Source organism: Kitasatospora sp. NPDC101108, assembly GCF_055584725.1.
In genome coordinates, this window is record NZ_JBVJLM010000018.1 from 1 (window position 1) to 18,907 (window position 18,907).

General features: G+C 73.4%; 31 protein-coding genes. 22 read left to right on the forward strand and 9 right to left on the reverse strand.

The features are described from left to right. Window positions 1-159 precede the first annotated feature (159 nt). From ACZ6Z8_RS29725 to ACZ6Z8_RS29765, 9 genes are all read left to right on the forward strand, one after another. Window positions 160-513: a hypothetical protein gene (locus ACZ6Z8_RS29725; RefSeq protein WP_465613117.1), complete on the forward strand. Its 354-nt coding sequence runs from the start codon at window positions 160-162 to the stop codon at window positions 511-513. Further along, the gene (locus ACZ6Z8_RS29730; RefSeq protein ID WP_465613118.1) at window positions 468-1,463 is read left to right on the forward strand and encodes a hypothetical protein; all 996 of its coding nucleotides are present in this window, start codon (window positions 468-470) and stop codon (window positions 1,461-1,463) included. Before ACZ6Z8_RS29725 ends, ACZ6Z8_RS29730 begins: the two co-directional genes overlap by 46 nt. Before the next feature lie 25 nt (window positions 1,464-1,488). Next, window positions 1,489-1,971, forward strand: a complete 483-nt coding sequence (locus ACZ6Z8_RS29735) for a hypothetical protein (RefSeq protein WP_465613119.1) — start codon at window positions 1,489-1,491, stop codon at window positions 1,969-1,971. A 154-nt stretch (window positions 1,972-2,125) separates the two neighbouring features. Continuing rightward, entirely contained in the window at window positions 2,126-3,367 is a 1,242-nt protein-coding gene (locus ACZ6Z8_RS29740) for a hypothetical protein (protein ID WP_465613120.1), read from the forward strand. Window positions 3,368-3,432: 65 nt separating this feature from the next. Continuing rightward, window positions 3,433-3,792 carry a hypothetical protein gene (locus ACZ6Z8_RS29745; RefSeq protein ID WP_465613121.1) on the forward strand — a complete coding sequence of 120 codons (360 nt, stop codon included), beginning with the start codon at window positions 3,433-3,435 and terminating at the stop codon, window positions 3,790-3,792. A 36-nt stretch (window positions 3,793-3,828) separates the two neighbouring features. Continuing rightward, the gene (locus ACZ6Z8_RS29750; RefSeq protein WP_465613122.1) at window positions 3,829-4,221 is read left to right on the forward strand and encodes a hypothetical protein; all 393 of its coding nucleotides are present in this window, start codon (window positions 3,829-3,831) and stop codon (window positions 4,219-4,221) included. 58 nt (window positions 4,222-4,279) lie between these two features. Continuing rightward, window positions 4,280-5,695: a hypothetical protein gene (locus ACZ6Z8_RS29755; RefSeq protein ID WP_465613123.1), complete on the forward strand. Its 1,416-nt coding sequence runs from the start codon at window positions 4,280-4,282 to the stop codon at window positions 5,693-5,695. 41 nt (window positions 5,696-5,736) lie between these two features. After that, window positions 5,737-6,183 carry a hypothetical protein gene (locus tag ACZ6Z8_RS29760; protein WP_465613124.1) on the forward strand — a complete coding sequence of 149 codons (447 nt, stop codon included), beginning with the start codon at window positions 5,737-5,739 and terminating at the stop codon, window positions 6,181-6,183. A gap of 76 nt (window positions 6,184-6,259) precedes the next feature. Next, window positions 6,260-6,862 carry a hypothetical protein gene (locus ACZ6Z8_RS29765; protein WP_465613125.1) on the forward strand — a complete coding sequence of 201 codons (603 nt, stop codon included), beginning with the start codon at window positions 6,260-6,262 and terminating at the stop codon, window positions 6,860-6,862. 20 nt (window positions 6,863-6,882) lie between these two features. On the opposite strand, the gene ACZ6Z8_RS29770 is transcribed toward ACZ6Z8_RS29765, so the two are convergent. Beyond that, window positions 6,883-7,176, reverse strand: coding sequence for a hypothetical protein (locus ACZ6Z8_RS29770; RefSeq protein ID WP_465613126.1), 294 nt, complete (start codon window positions 7,174-7,176; stop codon window positions 6,883-6,885). 73 nt (window positions 7,177-7,249) lie between these two features. Next, window positions 7,250-7,666, reverse strand: a complete 417-nt coding sequence (locus tag ACZ6Z8_RS29775; protein WP_465613127.1) for a hypothetical protein — start codon at window positions 7,664-7,666, stop codon at window positions 7,250-7,252. A gap of 352 nt (window positions 7,667-8,018) precedes the next feature. Between ACZ6Z8_RS29775 and ACZ6Z8_RS29780 the strand changes: the two genes are divergently transcribed. From ACZ6Z8_RS29780 to ACZ6Z8_RS29790, 3 genes are all read left to right on the forward strand, one after another. Further along, window positions 8,019-8,504, forward strand: a complete 486-nt coding sequence (locus ACZ6Z8_RS29780; protein WP_465613128.1) for a hypothetical protein — start codon at window positions 8,019-8,021, stop codon at window positions 8,502-8,504. 105 nt (window positions 8,505-8,609) lie between these two features. Next, the gene (locus ACZ6Z8_RS29785; protein ID WP_465613129.1) at window positions 8,610-9,041 is read left to right on the forward strand and encodes a hypothetical protein; all 432 of its coding nucleotides are present in this window, start codon (window positions 8,610-8,612) and stop codon (window positions 9,039-9,041) included. Window positions 9,042-9,299: 258 nt separating this feature from the next. Next, window positions 9,300-9,890 carry a hypothetical protein gene (locus ACZ6Z8_RS29790; RefSeq protein ID WP_465613130.1) on the forward strand — a complete coding sequence of 197 codons (591 nt, stop codon included), beginning with the start codon at window positions 9,300-9,302 and terminating at the stop codon, window positions 9,888-9,890. Window positions 9,891-10,149: 259 nt separating this feature from the next. On the opposite strand, the gene ACZ6Z8_RS29795 is transcribed toward ACZ6Z8_RS29790, so the two are convergent. Beyond that, on the reverse strand, window positions 10,150-10,491 hold the full coding sequence (locus ACZ6Z8_RS29795; RefSeq protein WP_465613131.1) for a hypothetical protein: 342 nt from the start codon (window positions 10,489-10,491) through the stop codon (window positions 10,150-10,152). Between the two features lie 124 nt (window positions 10,492-10,615). On the opposite strand from ACZ6Z8_RS29795, the gene ACZ6Z8_RS29800 reads away from it, so the two are divergent. After that, window positions 10,616-10,858: a hypothetical protein gene (locus tag ACZ6Z8_RS29800; RefSeq protein WP_465613132.1), complete on the forward strand. Its 243-nt coding sequence runs from the start codon at window positions 10,616-10,618 to the stop codon at window positions 10,856-10,858. 183 nt (window positions 10,859-11,041) lie between these two features. Here ACZ6Z8_RS29800 and ACZ6Z8_RS29805 read toward each other — a convergent pair whose 3' ends face one another. The 5 genes from ACZ6Z8_RS29805 to ACZ6Z8_RS29825 all read right to left on the reverse strand — a co-directional run bounded on the left by ACZ6Z8_RS29805 (window position 11,042) and on the right by ACZ6Z8_RS29825 (window position 14,134). Continuing rightward, window positions 11,042-11,587: a hypothetical protein gene (locus ACZ6Z8_RS29805; protein WP_465613133.1), complete on the reverse strand. Its 546-nt coding sequence runs from the start codon at window positions 11,585-11,587 to the stop codon at window positions 11,042-11,044. Window positions 11,588-11,684: 97 nt separating this feature from the next. After that, window positions 11,685-12,194 carry a hypothetical protein gene (locus ACZ6Z8_RS29810; protein WP_465613134.1) on the reverse strand — a complete coding sequence of 170 codons (510 nt, stop codon included), beginning with the start codon at window positions 12,192-12,194 and terminating at the stop codon, window positions 11,685-11,687. Window positions 12,195-12,414: 220 nt separating this feature from the next. After that, window positions 12,415-13,011 (reverse strand): hypothetical protein, encoded by a 597-nt coding sequence (locus tag ACZ6Z8_RS29815; protein ID WP_465613135.1) that lies wholly within the window; start codon window positions 13,009-13,011, stop codon window positions 12,415-12,417. 96 nt (window positions 13,012-13,107) lie between these two features. Continuing rightward, a complete protein-coding gene (locus ACZ6Z8_RS29820; protein WP_465613136.1) occupies window positions 13,108-13,725 on the reverse strand; it encodes a hypothetical protein in 618 nt (205 codons plus the stop codon). A gap of 115 nt (window positions 13,726-13,840) precedes the next feature. Further along, complete coding sequence (locus ACZ6Z8_RS29825; RefSeq protein WP_465613137.1) at window positions 13,841-14,134, reverse strand: helix-turn-helix domain-containing protein; 294 nt, start codon at window positions 14,132-14,134, stop codon at window positions 13,841-13,843. A gap of 256 nt (window positions 14,135-14,390) precedes the next feature. Between ACZ6Z8_RS29825 and ACZ6Z8_RS29830 the strand changes: the two genes are divergently transcribed. From ACZ6Z8_RS29830 to ACZ6Z8_RS29855, 6 genes are read left to right on the forward strand one after another with little or no spacing between them, the layout of a single operon-like run. After that, window positions 14,391-15,308, forward strand: coding sequence for a hypothetical protein (locus ACZ6Z8_RS29830; RefSeq protein WP_465613138.1), 918 nt, complete (start codon window positions 14,391-14,393; stop codon window positions 15,306-15,308). 27 nt (window positions 15,309-15,335) lie between these two features. Beyond that, complete coding sequence (locus ACZ6Z8_RS29835) at window positions 15,336-15,695, forward strand: hypothetical protein (RefSeq protein ID WP_465613139.1); 360 nt, start codon at window positions 15,336-15,338, stop codon at window positions 15,693-15,695. Window positions 15,696-15,744: 49 nt separating this feature from the next. Beyond that, window positions 15,745-16,191: a hypothetical protein gene (locus ACZ6Z8_RS29840; protein ID WP_465613140.1), complete on the forward strand. Its 447-nt coding sequence runs from the start codon at window positions 15,745-15,747 to the stop codon at window positions 16,189-16,191. Further along, complete coding sequence (locus tag ACZ6Z8_RS29845; protein ID WP_465613141.1) at window positions 16,188-16,787, forward strand: hypothetical protein; 600 nt, start codon at window positions 16,188-16,190, stop codon at window positions 16,785-16,787. Before ACZ6Z8_RS29840 ends, ACZ6Z8_RS29845 begins: the two co-directional genes overlap by 4 nt. A gap of 48 nt (window positions 16,788-16,835) precedes the next feature. Continuing rightward, on the forward strand, window positions 16,836-17,246 hold the full coding sequence (locus ACZ6Z8_RS29850) for a hypothetical protein (RefSeq protein ID WP_465613142.1): 411 nt from the start codon (window positions 16,836-16,838) through the stop codon (window positions 17,244-17,246). Further along, window positions 17,221-17,412 carry a hypothetical protein gene (locus ACZ6Z8_RS29855; RefSeq protein ID WP_465613143.1) on the forward strand — a complete coding sequence of 64 codons (192 nt, stop codon included), beginning with the start codon at window positions 17,221-17,223 and terminating at the stop codon, window positions 17,410-17,412. The genes ACZ6Z8_RS29850 and ACZ6Z8_RS29855 overlap by 26 nt, the downstream gene beginning before the upstream one ends. Window positions 17,413-17,441: 29 nt before the next feature. Here ACZ6Z8_RS29855 and ACZ6Z8_RS29860 read toward each other — a convergent pair whose 3' ends face one another. Next, the gene (locus ACZ6Z8_RS29860; protein WP_465613144.1) at window positions 17,442-17,735 is read right to left on the reverse strand and encodes a hypothetical protein; all 294 of its coding nucleotides are present in this window, start codon (window positions 17,733-17,735) and stop codon (window positions 17,442-17,444) included. Between the two features lie 68 nt (window positions 17,736-17,803). Here ACZ6Z8_RS29860 and ACZ6Z8_RS29865 point away from each other — a divergent pair, with 68 nt between their 5' ends. The 3 genes from ACZ6Z8_RS29865 to ACZ6Z8_RS29875 are packed head-to-tail and all read left to right on the forward strand — an operon-like array spanning window position 17,804 to window position 18,799. After that, window positions 17,804-18,022, forward strand: a complete 219-nt coding sequence (locus ACZ6Z8_RS29865) for a hypothetical protein (protein WP_465613145.1) — start codon at window positions 17,804-17,806, stop codon at window positions 18,020-18,022. Next, window positions 18,019-18,357, forward strand: a complete 339-nt coding sequence (locus ACZ6Z8_RS29870) for a WhiB family transcriptional regulator (RefSeq protein ID WP_465613146.1) — start codon at window positions 18,019-18,021, stop codon at window positions 18,355-18,357. Before ACZ6Z8_RS29865 ends, ACZ6Z8_RS29870 begins: the two co-directional genes overlap by 4 nt. Before the next feature lies 1 nt (window position 18,358). Continuing rightward, entirely contained in the window at window positions 18,359-18,799 is a 441-nt protein-coding gene (locus ACZ6Z8_RS29875; protein WP_465613147.1) for a hypothetical protein, read from the forward strand. Window positions 18,800-18,907: the final 108 nt, after the last annotated feature.

The window sequence follows — 18,907 nt, forward strand, 5'->3', positions numbered from 1 at the left end:
CCTCCCCCGGCGCCGCCCCCGCCCCCGCCGTTTACCCAAACCCCACCACCCGGGGGCCCCCGGTTACGTTGTTGGGGGGCTCCCCCCCCCCCCCCCCCCCCGGGGGGGCGGGGGCCCCCCCCCCGCCCGACCCCGCCAACCAGAGAGGACCGGCCCGCCATGGCCCACACCCGCCCCCTGCCCGACCCCATCGACCCCGACGTCTACGCGACCGCCCTCAAGAGGGCCAGGAACGTACTGGACTTCAACCGCCAACCGCTCCCGGACGGGGTGCTGCGCGCCGTCCTGGACGCCGTCTTCCCCACGGTCGGCGTCCGCCCCCCGGCCCCGCCCCTGGACCCCGACACGTGCACCGCGTACGTCGTCATCGACAACCCGAACGACGACACCTACCTCGACACCTACCAGTGCCAGTTGGAGCCGGGCCACGACCCCGACGAGGACCACCAGGGCGAGGACGAGACGGAGTGGAACGACGGCGCGGCCTGGGCGACCCCGGCCCGGCCGGCGTGAACCCGCCCGCCACCGTCGACGCCGCCACGTACGAACGCGAGTACGCGGCGGCCGGCCCCGGCGTGAACCGCACCGCCCCCCGCCGCCTCCTCACCGACGACGGCGCCCCCCTCGCCGGCTACCCGACCGGCATCGCCCGGCCCTGGTACCCGGACCGTCTGCGGCTGCACATCGCCGTCACCGGCACCGGCCACGCGTACGGCTGCGCCGTCGCCGCCTGCAACCAGAACCAGGAACTCAACGAGGACATCGCCGAGTTGCGTCCCGCCGCCGAGATCGACACCACCGCCCGCTGCGACCGGCCCGGATGCCGCAAGCATTGGCCCGCCGAAACGCCACAGGAGGACACCATCGCCACCACCACCGCCCCGACCCCCGACGACGCGGCCCCGGGCCCGAGGACGGGCCAGGACACCGGTCCCACCGCGAGCGTACGGACCGGCCGGCACGCCACCCTCGACCTCCCCGCCGGCGTCGCCGAAGCTCTCTACGCCCACACGATCCACTCCGCCCCCGCCGACGTCGTCGACCTCGACGCCCAGATCGCCAACCTGATCGCCGGGCTCCTCACCCTCACGACCGACACCCTGACCGTCCTCGACGACGCCCGCACCCTCACCCCGGCCTTCGACACCCCTACCGGCGAAACCGACCTCGGCGCGCTGCGTCACCGCCGGGCCGTGGCCGGACAGTTCGCCGTGCACCGCCGACGCAACCTCGACCAGGCCGAGCGGCTGTACGAGGACGCCGTCCGGATGCGCGAGGAGACGGCGGCCGCCCACGCGGCCGACCCGACCCGGGAAGCGAAGGAGGACTACGAGCGGGCACAGACGGACGAGAACGAGTCGCTGGAGCACCTCGACGTCCAGCGCGCCGCGTACGAGGCGGCCGAGATCGCGGCGCAGGCATCCGCCCACCGTCTCCAGGCCGCCGAACTCGACGCCGCCTGACCCCGCCCGGACCGGAGGAACCACGATGCCGAACGAACTCCAGCTGGTCGCCGCCCTGCACGCCCTGCACGCCCACACGCAGGCCGCCGTGGACGAGGACCAGGTCCGGGACGTCACCCACCAGGTCACCAACCTGATCGCCGCCCTCGCGGGCCTGACGCCCAACCCCGCCTACACCCTGGAGCTGGCCGGCGGCCTGCTGGAGGACACGCAGGCGGTGCCCGGCGAACCGACGCCGGAGGAGATGGCCGACCACGTCGCGGCCGTGGAGCGCCTCCTGGTGTGGCGCAAGAGCGCGTACCGCAACCTCCTGGACGAGGCCCGTGCGGCGGGCGCCCCGCACCCGGGGCCGGAGTCGCGGGGGAACGACCGGGCCGCCGAGGACGTCGGGCGCCTCGACATCGCGCACACCGCCGTCCTCGCGGCGGCCGAGGTGCTGGAGGTGCTGGAGGAAGCGGCTGCGATGTACGCGGTGCTGCCGGTGCCGGCCGGGGGCGCCGGCGAGTAGCCGGACGTGGAGGTACCGGAGGGGGTCGGCCCGTTGGGGCCGGCCCCCTCCGCCGCACCCGGTGACCCAGCGTCAGTTCTGGTGCCCAGCTTGTGCGCATCACCGCCCTGCTATAGATTTAGGTCATCGAAACACGGATGAGGGAGGCACCCGCATGGCCAACAAGGGGCAGAGGTTTCCGTGGCGCATCCGCGCCCAGTGGAACGACGACAAGCCGTTCACCACCGTCAAGGAGACGCCGCTCGACGCGATCCGCTACCGCGCCGACCTGATCGAGACGTCGGAGAGCAAGGGTGTCCAGCTCACCGTCACCATCACCCACCGCGACACCGACCAGGTCATCCCGATGCCGCCGAAGTGCGAGACGTGCGGCACCCGCTACGCCCACCCCGACGCGGTCCGCCCCGCCACCGACACCGAGGCCGCCCGCGTCTGGTGCCGCCCCTGCAAGGAGGTGGTCGAGGAGGCGGAGGCAGAGGCCCGCGACGCCGAGCGGCCGGCCGAACCGCGCGCGCACCGTCCGGTCCGCCCCGCCCCGGCCCTCACCGAGGAGCACGTCCGGGCGGCAGTCGCGGACGGACCCGCCACCTGGCTCGCCATCGTCCAGTCCTCCGGCCTCGTCAACATCGGGACGAGCGACGTCCGCGCCCGCTTCGCCGAGATGGACGACATCACCATCATCTCCGGCGCCGACCTGCGAGAGATCGCCGCGCACCTCGACCCCCGGCCCGACACCGAGTACTACCTCACCACCGCGCACCTCGACGAACTCAACGCGCAGTACGCCGGCCGCCTCACCGCCGTGCTCACGGACACCGAACCCGCCGCCCAGGCCACCCGGCCCACCCCGCGCCACGCGATCGAGCCGTACATGGACACCCGCGAGGACATCACCGCCGACCGGACCGTGGAAACCGTCGTGCCCCGCCTCGTCTGGGAGCGCCGCATCGGCGGCGTCGCCTACCGCTTCCAGCGCACCGACCGCCCCGGCCTCGCCGGCGACCTCAACGTTCGGCGCCTGGCCCCCAACGGCTGGGAAGCCGTCCACACCTGGCCGTGCGCCGGCACCGAACCCGCCGACCTCGAAGAGCGCGTAGCCGCCACCCTCACCGACCGGCAGACCGTGGTGGGCCCGAACGGCGCCCACTACACCGTCCACCTCCCCGCCAACCCGGACGAGGACGACATCACCCTCACCCTCCACAGCACCGGCACCACGGTGAACTGGATGTACGCCTGGCGGATGTGGGGCCCGCTCCTCCCGGCGAGGACCGCGTACGACATCAACGGCGAGGCGCGGGCATGGGCCGCCGAACGCCTCGCCCGCAAGTACTCGGACGAGTTCGCCGCCCTCGAAGCGCAGCGCACCTCGCACCTCTCCGCGAACCACCTCTGACCACTGGTCGGGGCCGGCCACCCCGCCGGCCCCGACCAGCACAAGGGGGAGAGGAACAGCACGCCATGACCAACCCGCACCAGCGGCCCACGGACCCCGCAGCGCTCATCCGCCACCTGTTCGACAGCCTCGCCGCCGCCGGCGACGCCGCCCGGGCCGCGCAGGAGGCCCAGCGCCAGGCCCGCCGCAACTCACCCGAAGCACGCGCCGCCCGGTCCCGCCGGTCCCGCCGTGGCTGGGAGACCCGCAGGGCCAACGAACGGGCCGCCGAGCGCGAAGAAGACGCCTCCGTCCCGCACCCCGGCGGCCCCGTCTGCGACGCGATGAACCACGACGCGATCGGCCGAGAGACCTTCTGCTGGCTCCCGCCCGACCACGACGACGACTGCGACGACCTCAACGGCACCACCTGGCCCCGCTACTGAGGCCAGGCCGACCCACACCCAACCGGAGAAACCACCGTGACCGACCACGCCCCCGACAGCCTGAACGCCATCGACGCCGCCGCCACCAACGGCACGGTCGCCGACCTCATCGCCGCCGTCGACAACGCCAACCTCACCGCCACGACCACCCGCGACACGGCCGTGACCGCGATCCGCAGCGCCCTGGAGACCTGGTTCAACGCCCCCGAGCTGACCGACAGCACCCCGGCCGACCTCGCCTCCCACATCGTCGACGCACCCGGCGTCCTCGTCACCGACCACGACGCGGCCACCGCCCGCCTGGACGACGCCGCCTCGCACTACCTCGCCACCCACGACGGCATCGACCTCGACGACCTCGCCGACGAGCTGGCCGGCGCCCTCGACCTCGCCGCCCTCCTCACCGACGACGACCGCACCACCCTCTGACCACCCCTGCCGGCCGCCCAACCCGGGCGGCCGGCCCCACGAAGGGACCAGCACACCGATGTACAACACCCCGATCCACACCGACGACCCCGCCGCCACCACCCCGTACCCCTGGGGCACCCGCCTGTGGCACCACGACCAGCCGTGGGCCCGCGACGTCCCCGGCGGTACCGGCATCGTCAACGCCCACACACGCACCCCGGACGGCCCCGTCTACGAGGTCAGCACGCCGCAGTTCGCCGACCGCCCGCCGCACCCCGACCACAACCCCTTCACCAAGACCAGCACCTGGCACCACCGCGACGTCACGCCCCTCTACCCCCCGCGCCCCTCCGACGACCTCCTCCGCGACATCGACGCCGTCCCCCCAGGCACCCACTACACCCGACAGCAGCGCGAGACGATCGCCTCCTACCTCGTCGCCACCAGCGACGGCGCCAAGAACGCCACCGACAGCCACAAGAGCGCCGCCGACCGCTGGCAGACCCTCCGGAACCTGATCACCGACGCCCGCGCCCGCGACGCCTACAGCCACGCCCGCCTCCACGACAACCACCCCCACACGGCCCCCGCCCCCGCCCGCCTGCTGCGCCCCACCGACGATGTCCTCCGCACCATCGACGACCTCCGCTTCGGCACGGAGTACACGCTCGACCAGCGGGAAGCCGCCATCTCCTACATCGTCTCCAGGCACCCCACCGTCCTCGCCGGCACTGCCCCGGCGGCCGACATCCGCAAGCGGATGCACGCCTGGCGCACCCGCACCAGCACCCCGCGGCTCTACGCCGAGTACAACCGGGTCCGGGCCGAGGAGGTGCGCGGGCACACCCCCGACGCGGCGACCGCACCCGTCCCGGACCAGCGCGAGGTCTGCGCGGCCGCCCTCCTCGCCGGAGACGCCGGCGGCATCCCCGCCGGCACCCTCCTCGACGTCAGGTGGCCCAACGAGGCCCCGACCGAGGTCACCCGCCTCACCGCCTGGTGCTCCGGCGACCTGTACCGCCGCGACCGCGCCCTGTGGCTCACCGCCGAGGAAGGCGGCGACCCCACCACCGGCTACCTGGTGTGGATGCACGACGGGCAGATCTACACCGGCTCCGACCTCCTCGCCGCGATCTGCCGCGCGGCCGGCGTCGACACCGCCGGCCTCCGCACGGGCTTCGACTCCCAGCACTACCTGGGCATCCCGGACGGCCGCACCCTCAACCACGTCTGGACCCAGCACCCGGTCACCTTCATCGGCGGCCCGTTCGACGGCGAGACACGCTACGAACCCCGCTTCATGCTGTTCCCCCTCCGCGCCCTCTTCCTCCCCGAGGACCCGACCGACCACCCCGTCTGGGCCGACCCCGACACCTTCGCCGACGACCACCCCCGCTACACCCCCGACCCCAACCACACCACCGGCCCCGTCCGCATGATCTGGGGCAGCCTCACGGACACCGAGACGACGTTCTCCCCGGACGAGGCGTGAGCAACGGTGCCCACCACCACCCGACCGTCGTTGGACCCCACATGAAGGCCGTGGAAGAGCAACCAGCCGCGACAAGGTCCGTCGACGAGATCCTCGCCGACCTGCGCGAGTCCATGAAACTCGACATCGGGATCATCTGGGTCTGCTGGGCCTGCCAGGTCCAGAGCGTCATGGTCCACACCACCATGGACGCCGCCCGGCACGACGCGGCCGGCCACGCCCTCGGCCGGCACCGCGACTCCTACGCCCTCTCGGAGATCGCGCTGCGCCTCGTGTCGGCGGCCGACGTCAAGGCCCGCCAGGCCGCCCGGTTCGACGACCAGCCCATCATCCCGAAAGTCGAGGACCCCGACGAGACCGGCGTGGTGTGCTGGTACCCGGGCAACCTCAGCCCGATCCAACTCACCCTCGTCTGCGACGCGATCGGCTGCCCGCCCGACTCCCGCCACCGCCGCCGCCGGGGCGACGAGCCGCGCACCCGTCGCTGAACCACCGGACCATCCCGCACGGGCCCCGCACCGTCACCACGACGGCGCGGGGCCCGTCCCGTACCGAAGGCACCCCGTGACCCACACCCCGACGCCCGCCGAGACCTTCCTCATCGATCTGCTCGGCAAGCCCAATGTCCACGTTCCCCGGCCCCGGGTCGCCTACCTCGCGGCCGCCGCCGGCATCTCCACCTCAGAACTCGACGACGCCCGCCGCCGCCTCCACAGCGCGTGGTCCTCGCAGGGGGAGTGCCTGCTGCGCGAACTCTGCATCACCTGCCTCGGCCCGACCGTCTACGTCGAACCCCACCACCGGCTCCCCCTCTGCCCCACCTGCAGCAGCCCGATCGAGACGTGGACGTGGGACGAACTCGTCGAACCCCGCCCCGGTGCCCGCCGGCAGCGCCGTACGTACATCGCCGGGCAGTGGCCCGGGCAGTGGCCGGCCAATCCGCCGGTGCGCCACTACGAGACGGGGGAGCTGATCATCGGCCGGATGAAGACCTGCGCCTCGGTCTTCGAACGCGTCCGGGCCGGCGGGCCGATGTGCGCGGACCCGGTGGTGTGGAAGGTGACCCAGCGCACCGGCCGCGCCAACCGCACCGGCACCCAGTACTGGTGTGACACCGATCTCCCCGCCGACGTCCGCCCGCCGGCGGCCGCCACCAAACTCGCCTGACCGGGCGGCCGCCCGAGCTGTCACACCGGTACGTGATCCGGGCAGAAGTCGCCCCGGTCGGTGCAAGACCACCCGGCCGCGCGCACCCGATCCCGGACAGGTTCCAGCCGGGCGGCCCCGGTGAGGGCGGCGTCGACAAGGAACTCACCCCCGGCGAGGACCCCGCAGGTGTCGCACCAGACGTCGAGCCGGACGATGTCCACCTGGCCGCCCGCCTGACGGCGGCGGGCGGCCTCCTCTCGGATGGCCAGGTGGCGGTCAACCGCCACCCGGAGCGCATCGAGCTCCTCAGGAGACAACGGGGGGAGGGACACCAGCGGCTCCTTCGGCCAGCGCCCGCCGCAACCCGGCGGGCTCATCCAGTTCTACCGCTCGAACGGGTGCCCGTCACACCTCGACGGCCTCCCGGACCGCCCGCCCGCGAGAGGTCGCGGGGCGCGTGCCCTCGACGGCCGATGCGGTGATCGTCACCATCAGGTAGTCGCCAACGTCCGCACCCAGCCGGGCGGCCATCCACTCGTGGACCCACCCGGCGAGCCAGTCGAGATCCGGCCGGACGGCGGGCGGCTCCACCAGGGCCCCGATGTCCTGCATGTGCAGCGGCCCCGGGATCGCATCCAGCTCCGCCGCCGCGACGCGCAGCCGGACCCCCGGCTCACCGCCGATCATGTCGTCCGGCAGGAACAGCGAGAACACGATCCGGCAGTGGAAGCCGTGCGACCGGGAGCAGTGGTGCCAACTCGGGAGCGCCGGGATGGCGTGGAGAACCTCGACGGGGCCGATCTCGTGCGTGATCGTCAGCATGCCGTCAGTGTGCCACCGGCCGCTTCCGCTGGAGGGTGATCCACCGAAGCCGCCCGGACGCCCCACAGGGCCCCGTACCGCCATCCACGGCGGAACGGCCCTCGTCGTCTCCGCGTCCGTCCTGCGCCCGCCCACGGCCCCGCCTAGGGTCAACTCCGGCAGGGCGGTTGACCCCCCGGCGCCCCGCCACGGCGTCCGACCAAGAGGGAGAAAACAGGTCCTCATGCACTGACGTTGAAAAGGTCCCCGGGGGTGAACGACGTGTAAGAAGGGGTCAACTCCGGTGCCACGCAAGGTCACAGAGACAAGCCGCTACCCGCGCCCGGGGGTCCAAGATCGGCAAGCGCGGCAGGTGCTCCGTTTCCTCTGGGACGCGGCCGCCGCCCCCGGCGCCGGCCCGGCCGAGGTCCGCCGTGCCCTCTACGCCACGTGGAGCCGGGAGTGGCAGGCCCGCCCAGGAGAGCTGTGCGCGATCCGCTGGACCGACCTCGACGACGGCGACCACTACTGCCTCCTCACCCGCCGGCCGCAAGGGCTGTCCCATCACCTCGCCCCCACCCGGATGCCCGTCTCCGACCCCGCCCGGGTCCTCCTCGGCCTCTGGCGCCCGCACCACGCCGCCCTCACCCGCGACGTCGGCGGCGGCCAGGTCCACCACGTCTTCGTCACCCTCCACCCCAACCGCCGGCACGCGACGAAGTACCCGTCCGGCATGCCGTTGTTTCCACGCGGCCTCGAGGACGACTGGGCGAAGTTCACCGTGCGGGACGGAGACGGCCTCGGGCTGCCCCCTCGGCTCGAAGCGTGGCGGCGCGGCGGGACGCGGGTGGAGGGATGATCGGAAGAGATGCCCGCGCACCCCCTCTGACCAGCGGAGACGCGTTGTCAGACCCCGCCTGTACGGTCCGGGTTGGCAGGGCGTTACGACCCCGAGGAGCAGCACGTGCAGAGCAACGGCGCAGCGTGGGAGCGGTTCGGCGAGGAGCAGCGGCGCGCGGCTGCGGCCGACGTTGTCACCTGGACGAAGAGGGAGCTGGACGCGGTCGGCCTGGCCGACCTGGAACCGTGGCTGGAGAAGCCGGCGGCGGTGATCCGGCTGCTGGGCGACGTCGTCGACCGTACGGCCGGCGATCCGGACCGGGCGCTCACCGGCGCGGCCGCGACCTGGTGGGCCGTCTTCTCCACCATCGAGCCCGGGCGGGTCCGGGCGCAGATGATGTGCGACTACAACCGCCACTACCACCTCGGCGGCCGCCCCGGCCCGATGCAGGGTCAGGCGGCGGGCTGCGCCTCGGGCTCGGCCGCCGAGGCGTCCACTGGCCCGGGGAGATGGTCGAGGACTGACGGGCAGTCCGGGCAGGAGACGAGGAAGTAGTCAGCGCCGATCTTGTGGAAGCGGTCGTTCAGGCCGCGCCAGGCCCACCCGGCGGCCGCCATCGACCGGTAGTCGCCCGGCTCCGGCATCACGCCGGAGCGGGTGCACAGAGAGCAGGTCAGCGACACCGGCGCCTCGTCCCGCACGGTGACCAGGACGGGCCGGCCGTCACGCATCTCGATTCGTCCCATCGGGCGATCGTATCCCGCTGACCTGGGAGACCGGCACGGCGTCGGTGGCGGCTGACACCATGCCGCCATGAGCCCTACCACCACGCCGTACGAGCCGTTCCAACTCGTCGTTAACTACGACGTCGCCGAGGACCCGCGTACCGGGGAGCCGCTCCCCACGGTCATCAGCTGGTTCTACCACCCCGACGCGGAGGACCCGCAGGCGCAGCAGCTCGCCAGCATGTACCGCGTCTTCGCCCAGCGGCACCAGATCCGCCCGGACACCTACCTCACCAACAGCCAGGGGGAGCGCACCCGGCTGCAACTCACCGGCACCCGGGGCGAGGTGCTGCACCACCCCTTGGCCGAGGCGCTGGCGGGCAAGGCGCCGTTCCCGGTGGGGAACCCGTTCCCGGTGGAGGCGGGGCAGGCGGTGGTGAGCGCGGACTTCGGGTTCTACATCCTGGTGACCCGGCCGCTCCCGCAGAAGGCGACGATCGACGAACTCATCGACCTGGGCGAGGAGTTTCCCGGGTCGCTGGCGCTGGCACAGATCGAGCTCGGGTATGACGAGGCGGCCGCCGAGGAGTACCGGCCCCTCCGGTTCGACCTCGGCACCGAGCCGGACCGCGCGAAGCGGCGCGCCCTGCAGTTCCTGTTCGGGCTGCCCGAGATGTGATCCACCGGCCCTGGAAGCGGCGCGCACCGCCGGCGTCGTAGGCCGGTTGGTGCAGCAGTGGGCATCCCACCCTCGCTCGTGCCTTCCCCGGCGACCCAGGGTTTTCGAGCCGCGGCTCCTGCTGCGCGAGCCGGTCCGGTTCAGACCCCGATTCCGGGGCCCCAACCGGCTACCGGGATGCTACCGGGTCGTACGGCGGTGGTGGCCGGCCCCAGGAGTAGGGGGGCCGGCCACCACCGCGCCAACCTCGGCAGTCCCGCTACGCCACGTCCCCGGGGCCGCCGGGCGCCGGCCGGGCGCACGCGCCGCCGCAGCAGTTGCCGGAGTCAGCGAGGGTGAGGTTCGCCGGCGGCGGCCCGGCCGGGACGGCGCCCCCCGCCTCCTCCGCGTCGACCCGGCACTGGACCAGGCCGTCCTTCACGCCGACAAGCTGGCGCAGGAAGTACGTCAGGTCGGGGCTGTCGGGCAGGAGCGCGACGACCTGGAGCGCGGCCTGACGGAGCGGCTCCGCGACGGCGTGCAGGTGGGGAGGGAGACGCCCGGCGGTCTCGAGGTGGCGCAGCTGGCGGGCGACGTCGGGGTGACGATCAGGAGAGGTCATGTCCACGGACGGTAGAGGCGGGCACCGACACCCGCGCCGGTGTGGTGCGGCGTGTCCGCCGTCCGGACGACGGTCCGGCCCGGCCGTGGCCCACCGGCCGGCAGGGCGGGCGAGGATCGGGTGCGTGGCCACCAACACGGCGCACCCCGGATGGTGCGACACCGACTACTGCGACGCCGGCACCCTCGACGGCGCGCACCGCTCGACCACGGTCGAGCTGACCAAGGACCTCGACGCGTGGCTCGTCGGCACCGGCGACGCCGTCGACCTGGTCCTCCTGCGCGACGGCACCCCGTTGGCCCGTATCCCCGTCGCGACGGCGGACGCCCTGGCCGACCTCATCCACACCGGCCGGGCACGCTGCTGACCGCCGGCACGCCAAAGGCCCCGAGGCGCGGGCCTCGGGGCCTTCCAGGGCGTTGTGATCCATCGGCCGTGCGTCAGAACGGCCGACCACACGGTCCGGCCCCCAGGGACCGACCGACACCAACCACTCTACGGACGGCGGGCACCCGGTGTGCAATGCCGCGATAAGTCATACCGGCGGCGGTCAGCGCAGCAGCTCGGCGGCGCGCGCAGCAGCCTCTTCGGTCGCCGTGATGGCGGCGGTGTAGACGCGGAGCACGTTGCCGGCGTACCGGTCGCCGGCCTGCGCCGCTTCGGTACGCGGGGTGTACCCGTCCTCGTCCGTGGGCTGCGCGGGCCCGACGCCCTCGGGGGTGAGCCCTTCGACCTCGGCGTTCGCCGCGTTGAGCTCCTCCGTCGCCTCCCTGGCGTCCTCGATGGCCGTCTTCCCGTCGTGGGTACGCCACCGGACGGCGTCGACGAGGAACTGCGCGCGGGCGGCCAGGGCCTTGGAGTCGGCGTCGGGCCCGGTGGGAACCGCCCTCGCCTCGATGGCGCGGGCGAGGGCGGCCGGGTTGGAGTGGAGGTTGGCGACGGCGACGGCCAGGTCCTCGATCTGCTGGTCGAGGGTGCGTACGGAGTTGAGGCCGTCGTCCTCGTGGTCGGGGCTGGTCGCCACGTGGGCGGTGTGGGCGCTGATCGCCTGGAGGGCGGCTTCGAGGCCATCGGGGGCGGTCCGGCGGGGAATCACGGTGCGGTGGTGTCCGATCGTAGGTAGGTGGCGGCGGGGCCACGGTTCCGCGCCGTCCCGCTGCACCCCACACGGCCAAGGCGCAGCGGGACGGCGGTCAGGCTGCGGTGGTGTCGTTGGCCGGGGGTTCGCCGCCGGTGGTGCGGGCGCCGAGGCTGGCGGCGGCCTCCTGGGCCTCCGCGACGAACTGGTGGGCGCAGGCCCAGTACAGGCTGGCGGTCGTGGCATCGATGGTGGGGGAGAGGCCGGCGTTGACGTGGCCGGCCGCGTTGGCGAGGCCGTCGATGACGGGGTCCATGCCCTTGTGGCCGCTGCTGGTCCGCCGGGTGGCGATGAGCGCCTTGGTGGCCTTGGAGAGCGCGGTCTGCACGTCCTGGCCGCCGCCGACCGGCGCGGCGACGCCCGTCACGTTGGTGATCCAGTCCCTGAACGCGTGCTGGATGCCGGCAGTGGCCTCCGGCAGCGTCATGTGGGCCGAGCGGCCGGCGCGGTCGCGCAGCCGGGTGCCGATGGCTACCCACGCGGGGGCGAAGTCGGGCCCGTCGACCCGGATGAACTGACCGGTGTTGCCGTCCCAGCGCCGTTCTCCACCGCGCTCGTTGGTCATCGCTACCACTCCATCGTGAATGCCGTTGCCGTTGCTGTGGTCAGGACTGCGTCCGTGATGGCGGCGTACGCGCACCACCCGGACCGGCGTATCAGTGCCCCGGCTCCCTCATGGTCGCCGACGCGTGCGCGGTGGGAGGCGTGAATCAGAAAGGTCCGGCGCGCACGCTCCATCCACGCTCCCCCCAGTGCGCCGAACACCACGACGGCGGCCGCCGCGATCACCCTTCCGCCCCGGTACTCCCGGCGACGGCACCGGCCGCCTCCTCGGCGGCCACGAGGACGTCGACGGCGTCACCGAGCCGGTTGAGGAAGTCCCGGACGGACAGCAGGGATTGGAGGGCGGCGGGGCCGTGGCCGGTACCGGCGACGAGGAGCAGCGCCCCGGTGATCTCCGCCGTACGGGACGCGCACGCCAGCGCCGCGCGGTTGACCGTCGTGCCGTCCGCGCCGGCGGCGGTGCGGAACAGCTCGGTGTCGCGGGCCGACCGGACCGCGTGGGCGCCGAGGACCAGGCGCTCGCGCCGGTCCCGGTCCGGGTAGGAGGCGCCGGCCATCACCCGCGCGTACCCGTCGCGGAAGTCGTCCTTCGCCCAGGTGTCGAGGGGCGGGATGCCCGCCTCCACCTGTTCGAGGACGGCGGCGAGTTGACCGGCGAGTTCAGGGGCGGTGACGTCCCCCTTCCACCGGTCGCCGGCCGCGTCGGCCCGGGCCCGGGGGTCGATGGCGTCCAGGGCGGCGCGCAGCGCCTTCGCCTCCGGCATCCACCGGCGGTCGGGCACCGGTGCGCCCGCCGGGGCCGTCGTGTTGTCGTCCATCCGTCCTGTCCTTCGTGTGGTGGCCGTTGTGGGGTCCGGGGGTGGGGCCGGCCATGGTGGACGCGGCCGGCCCCACCCCCGGGGGTCACCCGGGCGTCAGGGGGTGTGGAGGAGGTAGTGGCGCAGCCGTTCCCCGCCGGCCGTGCGCAGCCACTGGTCCGTCGCCTTGCTCCACCCGCCGAGCGCTTCCGCGGCTTGGGCGAAGGCGGGCCACAGGTTCTCGGCGACCTCCACGAACCGGTCGGGCGACTGCGTCCAGCGGCGCAGGACGGCGAGGATCTCCTCCACCGCCGCGTCGTCGTACCGGTTCGGCCGGGTGCCCAGGTCGCATCCGTGGTCGAGGGCCAGTTGGTGGAACAGGTACTGCGACTCCCACGACCCGGGGCGCCCCGCGATGACCTCGTACGCGGGCCGGCCGGGGTCACGTACGAGGCGGTACAGGGCGACCGCGAGGGACGCGGCCGCCTTCGCCCCAGCGGCCGTTAAGGCCGTCACCAGGGCGTCGAGGTCCCCTGGCTCCGGCGCCTCGACGGGGCGCAGCGGTCCGCGCGTTGCCACGAGGGTGTCGTGGGTGGCGGGGTCGAGGAGTTCGCCGCTCGGGTCGGTCGCGGCGGCCGGGGGCCAATACTCCCCGCTGCGGGCCTGCCGGACCCATCCGGTGCCGTAGCGGTCGACGACGCGGGTGGGGAGGGTGTCGCTGGTGGTGTCAGGCATCGGCGGCCGCCCGATGGTGGTGGCGGTCGGACACCGGGGCGTGGCGGCGTCCCGGGGTGGTGTTCAGCATGGTCAACGTCCTTGGCTCTGTGGTTCTGGTGCGGTGCTGTGCTGTTCAGGCGGATTGCTCACGGCTGGAGACCAGGGTCTCCAGCCGGTTCCGGACGCCGGCGGGATCGAGGTCAGCGATCCACGCGAACCGTCCGTCAATCAACTGCTCCGGCGCGACGCCGAAGAGCTGGGCGACCGTGTCCATCTCGGGCACCTCCCACGTGACGTGGCCGCCGAACTTGCGGCTCACGAGGCTGGGGTGCACGCCGAGGGCTTCGGCGATGTGACGCTGTTTCAGCTGCGTCTGCGTCAATCCGAGACGGACGGCCTGAACAAACCTCGTGGATGTGGCGTCCATGGGGCCGTCCTTGGGTCGTGGCGAAAAGCACGGTGCCGTACCCCGAATCTACAGATGACCGTGCCGCAACAACAGCAGGCGTGCATGTCCTGCACGGGAAATGCACGTGCCGCATCAGAAACCCTGCCCAAACGTCAGCGTCGGAGGGTACGGTTCCGCTTCACGAGGAGTTGGGTGGGGGGCCCGACAAAGCCGGCCCCAACCCCTCGACTCCTCGCCCGGATTCCCTTCGCCCCGAGCGCCGAGGAGCGGTTCAGTGCCCACAGCCACCGGACTTGCACAGACCACCGAGGAGATGCCCGAGATCATCACGACGAGGTTCGAGCCGCACACCTGGCGCCTCGCCCTCATCAGCGCCATGGCCTACCACGCCCGCGAACTCGCTGGCATGCCGACCAGCGACATCCTGCTCGTCGCCCTCTACCTCGGCGACCACTACGACCGCACCACCCAGCAGGTCGAGTTCTCCGTCTCCGCCCGACGCGGCAACGCCCTGTGCGTCGGGCACCCGTCCTACTGCCCACCCGCACTGGTAGAAATCGTGGACATGACCACCAAGAGCGCGAGCCGTGCGCTCAAGATCCTCATAGCCTCCGGCACCGTCGTCATCCGCCGCGCACCCGGCCGAGGACTGCGCGGCGCCTACGCCCTCCGCATGCCCCGCCACGGCGCCCTCCCCGTCGACGCCATGTGGCAGCAGGCCACCGCCCTCGGCATCAACCGCGACGCCCGCCGCCGCGACACCGTCCCCGCCCTCGCCCAGCGCCGAGCCCGCAGCCAGCTGCGCCGCGCCGGCATCCCCGTCCCCGACCCCCGGGTCAGCCCCCCGATCGAGTCCTACGACCCGCCTGTGGACAACCTCCCCAGCGTGACGTCACCACAGTTCCCGCAGGAGCACCGTCACGACAGTGCTCTTGAGCACCGTCACGACAGTGCTCCGGAGAACCCTCACGACACCACCCCTTCTTCCTCTACGGGGGTTTGGGAAGTCGGGGAGGGTACAGGTGATCAGACAGGTACGGGTTCCGTGACGCACGCGAACAACGCAGGCAGGCGCGGAATCTTCGAGGCCGTCCCCGGCGCCGCCGAGCAGCAGCCCCGGCGCCGCACCGACGCCGTCCCGCCGAACGACGAGTGGCGCCGCGCCCGCGCGGCCAGCCGTCGAGGAGCCTGACCCCGACCGACCGTCAGGAGCCCCGCCATGAGCCCTGCGCCGAGAGTCCACGACCCCCTCCACCTCGACGACTCCGACACCTGGCGCCACCGCTGCCCCCACTGCCCCGACCTGGTCATCCAGGGCGGGGCGTGGGGCATCCAGTCGCACTTCGACTTCATCCACCCCGGCCAGACCCTGCCGGCGAACACGCGCGACACCGCCCCGTACCCGGTCAGCCTGCTGCGCCGCGAACTCCGCGTCGTCGCACCGCCGCCCGCACCGGCCGTACCGCCCGCACCGGCACCGGAGCAGCAGCAGCCGACCGGCCAGCGAGCGCGACGCGCCACGCGGAAGCGCGTTACGCCGATCGAGGGTCAGGAACCGCTACCGTTCGAGGTCAACTGATCGTCAAGCACCGGTCAAAGCGACCGTGGGCGAACGAGGGGGCGCAGCGGTGGAGAGCATCACGGCGGGGGACGCCGGCATACCGGCCGGGCCGGACGGCGACCCCACCACGGACACACCTCCGGCACTCGACGGCCACGTGGTGACCCCGGACGCGCAGGGCGACGACACGATGCCCGTCGTCGCCCTGCTGCGCGCCCTGACCCGCCGTGGGATCGACGTCGGCCTCACCGTCCAGCACGCCGGCGACGACAGCGGCCACCGCCACCTCCTGGTCCTCGACGACACCGCGTGCGCCGAGATCGCCGAGCGGATCGAGGCGTCCGACCTCGGGTACAACCTGCGCCGCCTTGTCGCCGGGTTCCAGGACCTCCGCAACGCCATGGTCGCGGCCGGCGCCGACCTGGACGACGACGCCGACCCGGACGACGAAGCCGACCCGGACGACGAAGCCGAGCACGCCGACACCGACCCGGTTCCGGCGGCCGCCGCGTGAGCCGCCTCTCCGCCGAGCGCCTCGTCGCCGCCGCCGGCCGTGCCGGTGTCCCGATGCAGCTCCTCGGCATCGGCTGGGACCGCGACCCGGGCGGCCGCATCCGCCCCGACAACCCCGGCGCCGGCACCGCCGACGCCCTCGCCGGCATCTACCAGGTGAACGCGGCCGACGCCGACGTCCTGGCCGACCTCCTCACCCCCTCACCCACCGCCGACGACACCGGGGCGGTCACCGAGGCGTACGAGAAGCTGGCCAACGTCCTCGCCTACCTCACCCGCGACGGCCACCACCGCGCCGCCCTCGACCCCGCCCCGGACGTCGACGAACCCGGCTGGCACATCCTGCGGATCGAGTTCCGCACCCCGGCCGGGCGCGGCCGCCTCCCGCTGCCCCTGGCCCGCCTCGCCCACCGCCTCTTCGGCCGCCCCGCCCCCACCCGCTGGCTCACCTGGCACATCTCCCCGGCCAACATCCACCTCTTCCACCACGTCCCCCAGGGTGACCCCGGAGACCCCGCCGGCCGCTGGGACGGTCACACCACCGAGCAGAAGCACCGGTTCCTCGCCACCTACACCACGTACAGCGACACCGTGTGAACGCCGGCACTCAGCAGGGCGCAGCGGGCGTCACCGGGGCGGCCGGCGATGCCCGGTGACGACCTGAACCCCACCACCCTCCTCACCGACCTCTACCGCACAGCCGCGGCCTCGCCCGCCCCCGGGCCGCAGTGCAGCGCGATCCACCTCCTCGACCGTCACGGCCGCTGGCTGCGCCCGCCCCTGATCAACCACCTCTCCAACTGGATCGACCACGAGGAGGGGGGAGCGGGCACCGTCGTGCGGTGGGGGCAGATCGGGCCGATGATGCGCCACCCCTCCGGCGGCTACTTCCGTGACACCCCCGCCACCGCCTCCGACCGCGCCGTCCTGCGCATCGCGGCCGCCATCGCCACCAACGACCTCCACCTCACCCGGCTCGACCCCGCCGACCGGCTCCCCGTCCTCGACTCCCTCTCCGAGGTGATCAACGGTGTATGGACTCCCTGGTCCCACTGACCACATATCCCTCCACTGGTTCGCCGCCGCCCTCCTCCTCGCCGCCGGGGCCCCGGCGCTCGCCGCCATCGGCCGTCCCGACCTCGCCGTCCTGGCCGTCGCCGGCGCCATCCTGTGCGCGCAGGCGGCCAAGGCACACGCCGTCATCGCCCTGCGCGCCAGGTGAGGCCGAAGAGGCGGGGTGGCGGCCGCCGTTCAGGACGTCTTGCTCATCAGGGTGACCGGCACCACCACACCGCACGGGTCGTCGGGGGTGTAGTCCCGGCTCCCGCTGAGGCTTCCCGTCTCGGTGCGGGTGAGGTCGATACCGAGGTAGTCGGCCCAGACGGCGGCGTCCTCCTCGCTCTCGGCAACGCCGCAGAGGCGGCCGTCCCCGTCCAGGGTCCAGTGCGCCCCGGGGAACGCCTGGGCGGTGGCAACGTCGGCGATCCAGCCGTCGAGGAGCTCCCGGGCGGCCGCCGCCCGCCTGTCCACGCTGTTCTTCGTCATGGTGTGCACGCTACTGCGCCCCGGACGCGGACCGTCCCCGGCCGGACGGCCGTAGGTAGGGTGCGCCGATGACCACCACCCCCTTCACCTGCCCCCGCTGCGCCCGCGCCTCCTGGCACCCCCGGGACCTCGAGGAGGGGTACTGCGGGTACTGCCACTGGTGGACCGGCGACCCCACCCTGTCCACCCCGGACGGCCGGCCCCTCCTCGAAGCGCTCGACGACGGGTACGACCCCGACCAGGTTGCCCCGGATTGTCCGACCCTCGGGGCAACATCGGTACCGTGACCGGCGCCCCCGACCCCGCACCGGACGACCCGAAGGCGACGACGCCGGCGGCCGCCGTCGCCGAGCTGCGCGCCGCCACCGCCGCCACCCCGACCGACCTCATGCCCTGCCGGGAGAAGCCCGAGAACTGGTACTCACGCTCCGCCGCCGTCAACCGGGCGTCGGCGGCCGCGTGCAACTTCCGCCCCTGCCCGATCCGCAACACCTGCCGCAACACCGCCCTCCTGGTCCGCGAGGAGTTCGGCGTGTGGGGCGGCCTGACCGCCCGCCAGCGCGCCAGCATCCTCCGCAAGGCCAGCCGGGGCGCAGCAGCGGCCGCCATCGATGAGGAGTGACGTGCAGACCATCGTGCCCAAGGGCCACCCCTTCGACCTCGACCTCGACACCGCCCCGGACGGCCGCGACTACCTCGTCACCTCCGGCCTCACCGCCCACGGCCTGCCCGAGATCGTCATCTACTGGACCCCCGGCTCCCTCGTCGAAGGAGCGGCCCAGGACGCAGCGACCAGGCTCCTCACCGCCATCGCCGGCGGCTGCCTGAGCTACGGCCGCGTCCCCGAGATACTCGAACTGCGCCTCGACGCCGGCACCCACCCCGTCGTCTTCAACCTCCTGGACCCCGCCGCCTTCCCCCGCCTCACCGCCCGCTACGGCGACGCCCTCCGGGTCGCGGAGGCCCGCATAGGACTCGCCGCCCGCCCGCCGGCGCCGGAGCCGCCCGAGGGGCTTCCGGCCGAGCACCGCCGCCGCATCCTGCGCCGCTTCAAGCGGTCCTGACTCCGGGCACATGCCACCCGCACGAGCCGCTTTCCACCACCCGCCGCCCCACGCCCTTAACCCCTGCTCAGCGTTGGTATGACAGTCCCATCGGGATCATCGGGAGCA

Bases quoted from the DNA above. Each gene is read 5' to 3' on its own strand.
- ACZ6Z8_RS29820 (WP_465613136.1), bottom strand. From the start codon at position 13,725: ATGCCTGACACCACCAGCGACACCCTCCCCACCCGCGTCGTCGACCGC.
- ACZ6Z8_RS29835 (WP_465613139.1), top strand. From the start codon at position 15,336: ATGAGCCCTGCGCCGAGAGTCCACGACCCCCTCCACCTCGACGACTCC.
- ACZ6Z8_RS29865 (WP_465613145.1), top strand. From the start codon at position 17,804: ATGACCACCACCCCCTTCACCTGCCCCCGCTGCGCCCGCGCCTCCTGG.
- ACZ6Z8_RS29755 (WP_465613123.1), top strand. From the start codon at position 4,280: ATGTACAACACCCCGATCCACACCGACGACCCCGCCGCCACCACCCCG.
- ACZ6Z8_RS29745 (WP_465613121.1), top strand. From the start codon at position 3,433: ATGACCAACCCGCACCAGCGGCCCACGGACCCCGCAGCGCTCATCCGC.
- ACZ6Z8_RS29795 (WP_465613131.1), bottom strand. From the start codon at position 10,491: ATGACCTCTCCTGATCGTCACCCCGACGTCGCCCGCCAGCTGCGCCAC.
- ACZ6Z8_RS29790 (WP_465613130.1), top strand. From the start codon at position 9,300: ATGAGCCCTACCACCACGCCGTACGAGCCGTTCCAACTCGTCGTTAAC.
- ACZ6Z8_RS29725 (WP_465613117.1), top strand. From the start codon at position 160: ATGGCCCACACCCGCCCCCTGCCCGACCCCATCGACCCCGACGTCTAC.
- ACZ6Z8_RS29740 (WP_465613120.1), top strand. From the start codon at position 2,126: ATGGCCAACAAGGGGCAGAGGTTTCCGTGGCGCATCCGCGCCCAGTGG.
- ACZ6Z8_RS29815 (WP_465613135.1), bottom strand. From the start codon at position 13,011: ATGGACGACAACACGACGGCCCCGGCGGGCGCACCGGTGCCCGACCGC.
- ACZ6Z8_RS29735 (WP_465613119.1), top strand. From the start codon at position 1,489: ATGCCGAACGAACTCCAGCTGGTCGCCGCCCTGCACGCCCTGCACGCC.
- ACZ6Z8_RS29760 (WP_465613124.1), top strand. From the start codon at position 5,737: ATGAAGGCCGTGGAAGAGCAACCAGCCGCGACAAGGTCCGTCGACGAG.
- ACZ6Z8_RS29850 (WP_465613142.1), top strand. From the start codon at position 16,836: ATGCCCGGTGACGACCTGAACCCCACCACCCTCCTCACCGACCTCTAC.
- ACZ6Z8_RS29775 (WP_465613127.1), bottom strand. From the start codon at position 7,666: ATGCTGACGATCACGCACGAGATCGGCCCCGTCGAGGTTCTCCACGCC.
- ACZ6Z8_RS29810 (WP_465613134.1), bottom strand. From the start codon at position 12,194: ATGACCAACGAGCGCGGTGGAGAACGGCGCTGGGACGGCAACACCGGT.
- ACZ6Z8_RS29860 (WP_465613144.1), bottom strand. From the start codon at position 17,735: ATGACGAAGAACAGCGTGGACAGGCGGGCGGCGGCCGCCCGGGAGCTC.
- ACZ6Z8_RS29825 (WP_465613137.1), bottom strand. From the start codon at position 14,134: ATGGACGCCACATCCACGAGGTTTGTTCAGGCCGTCCGTCTCGGATTG.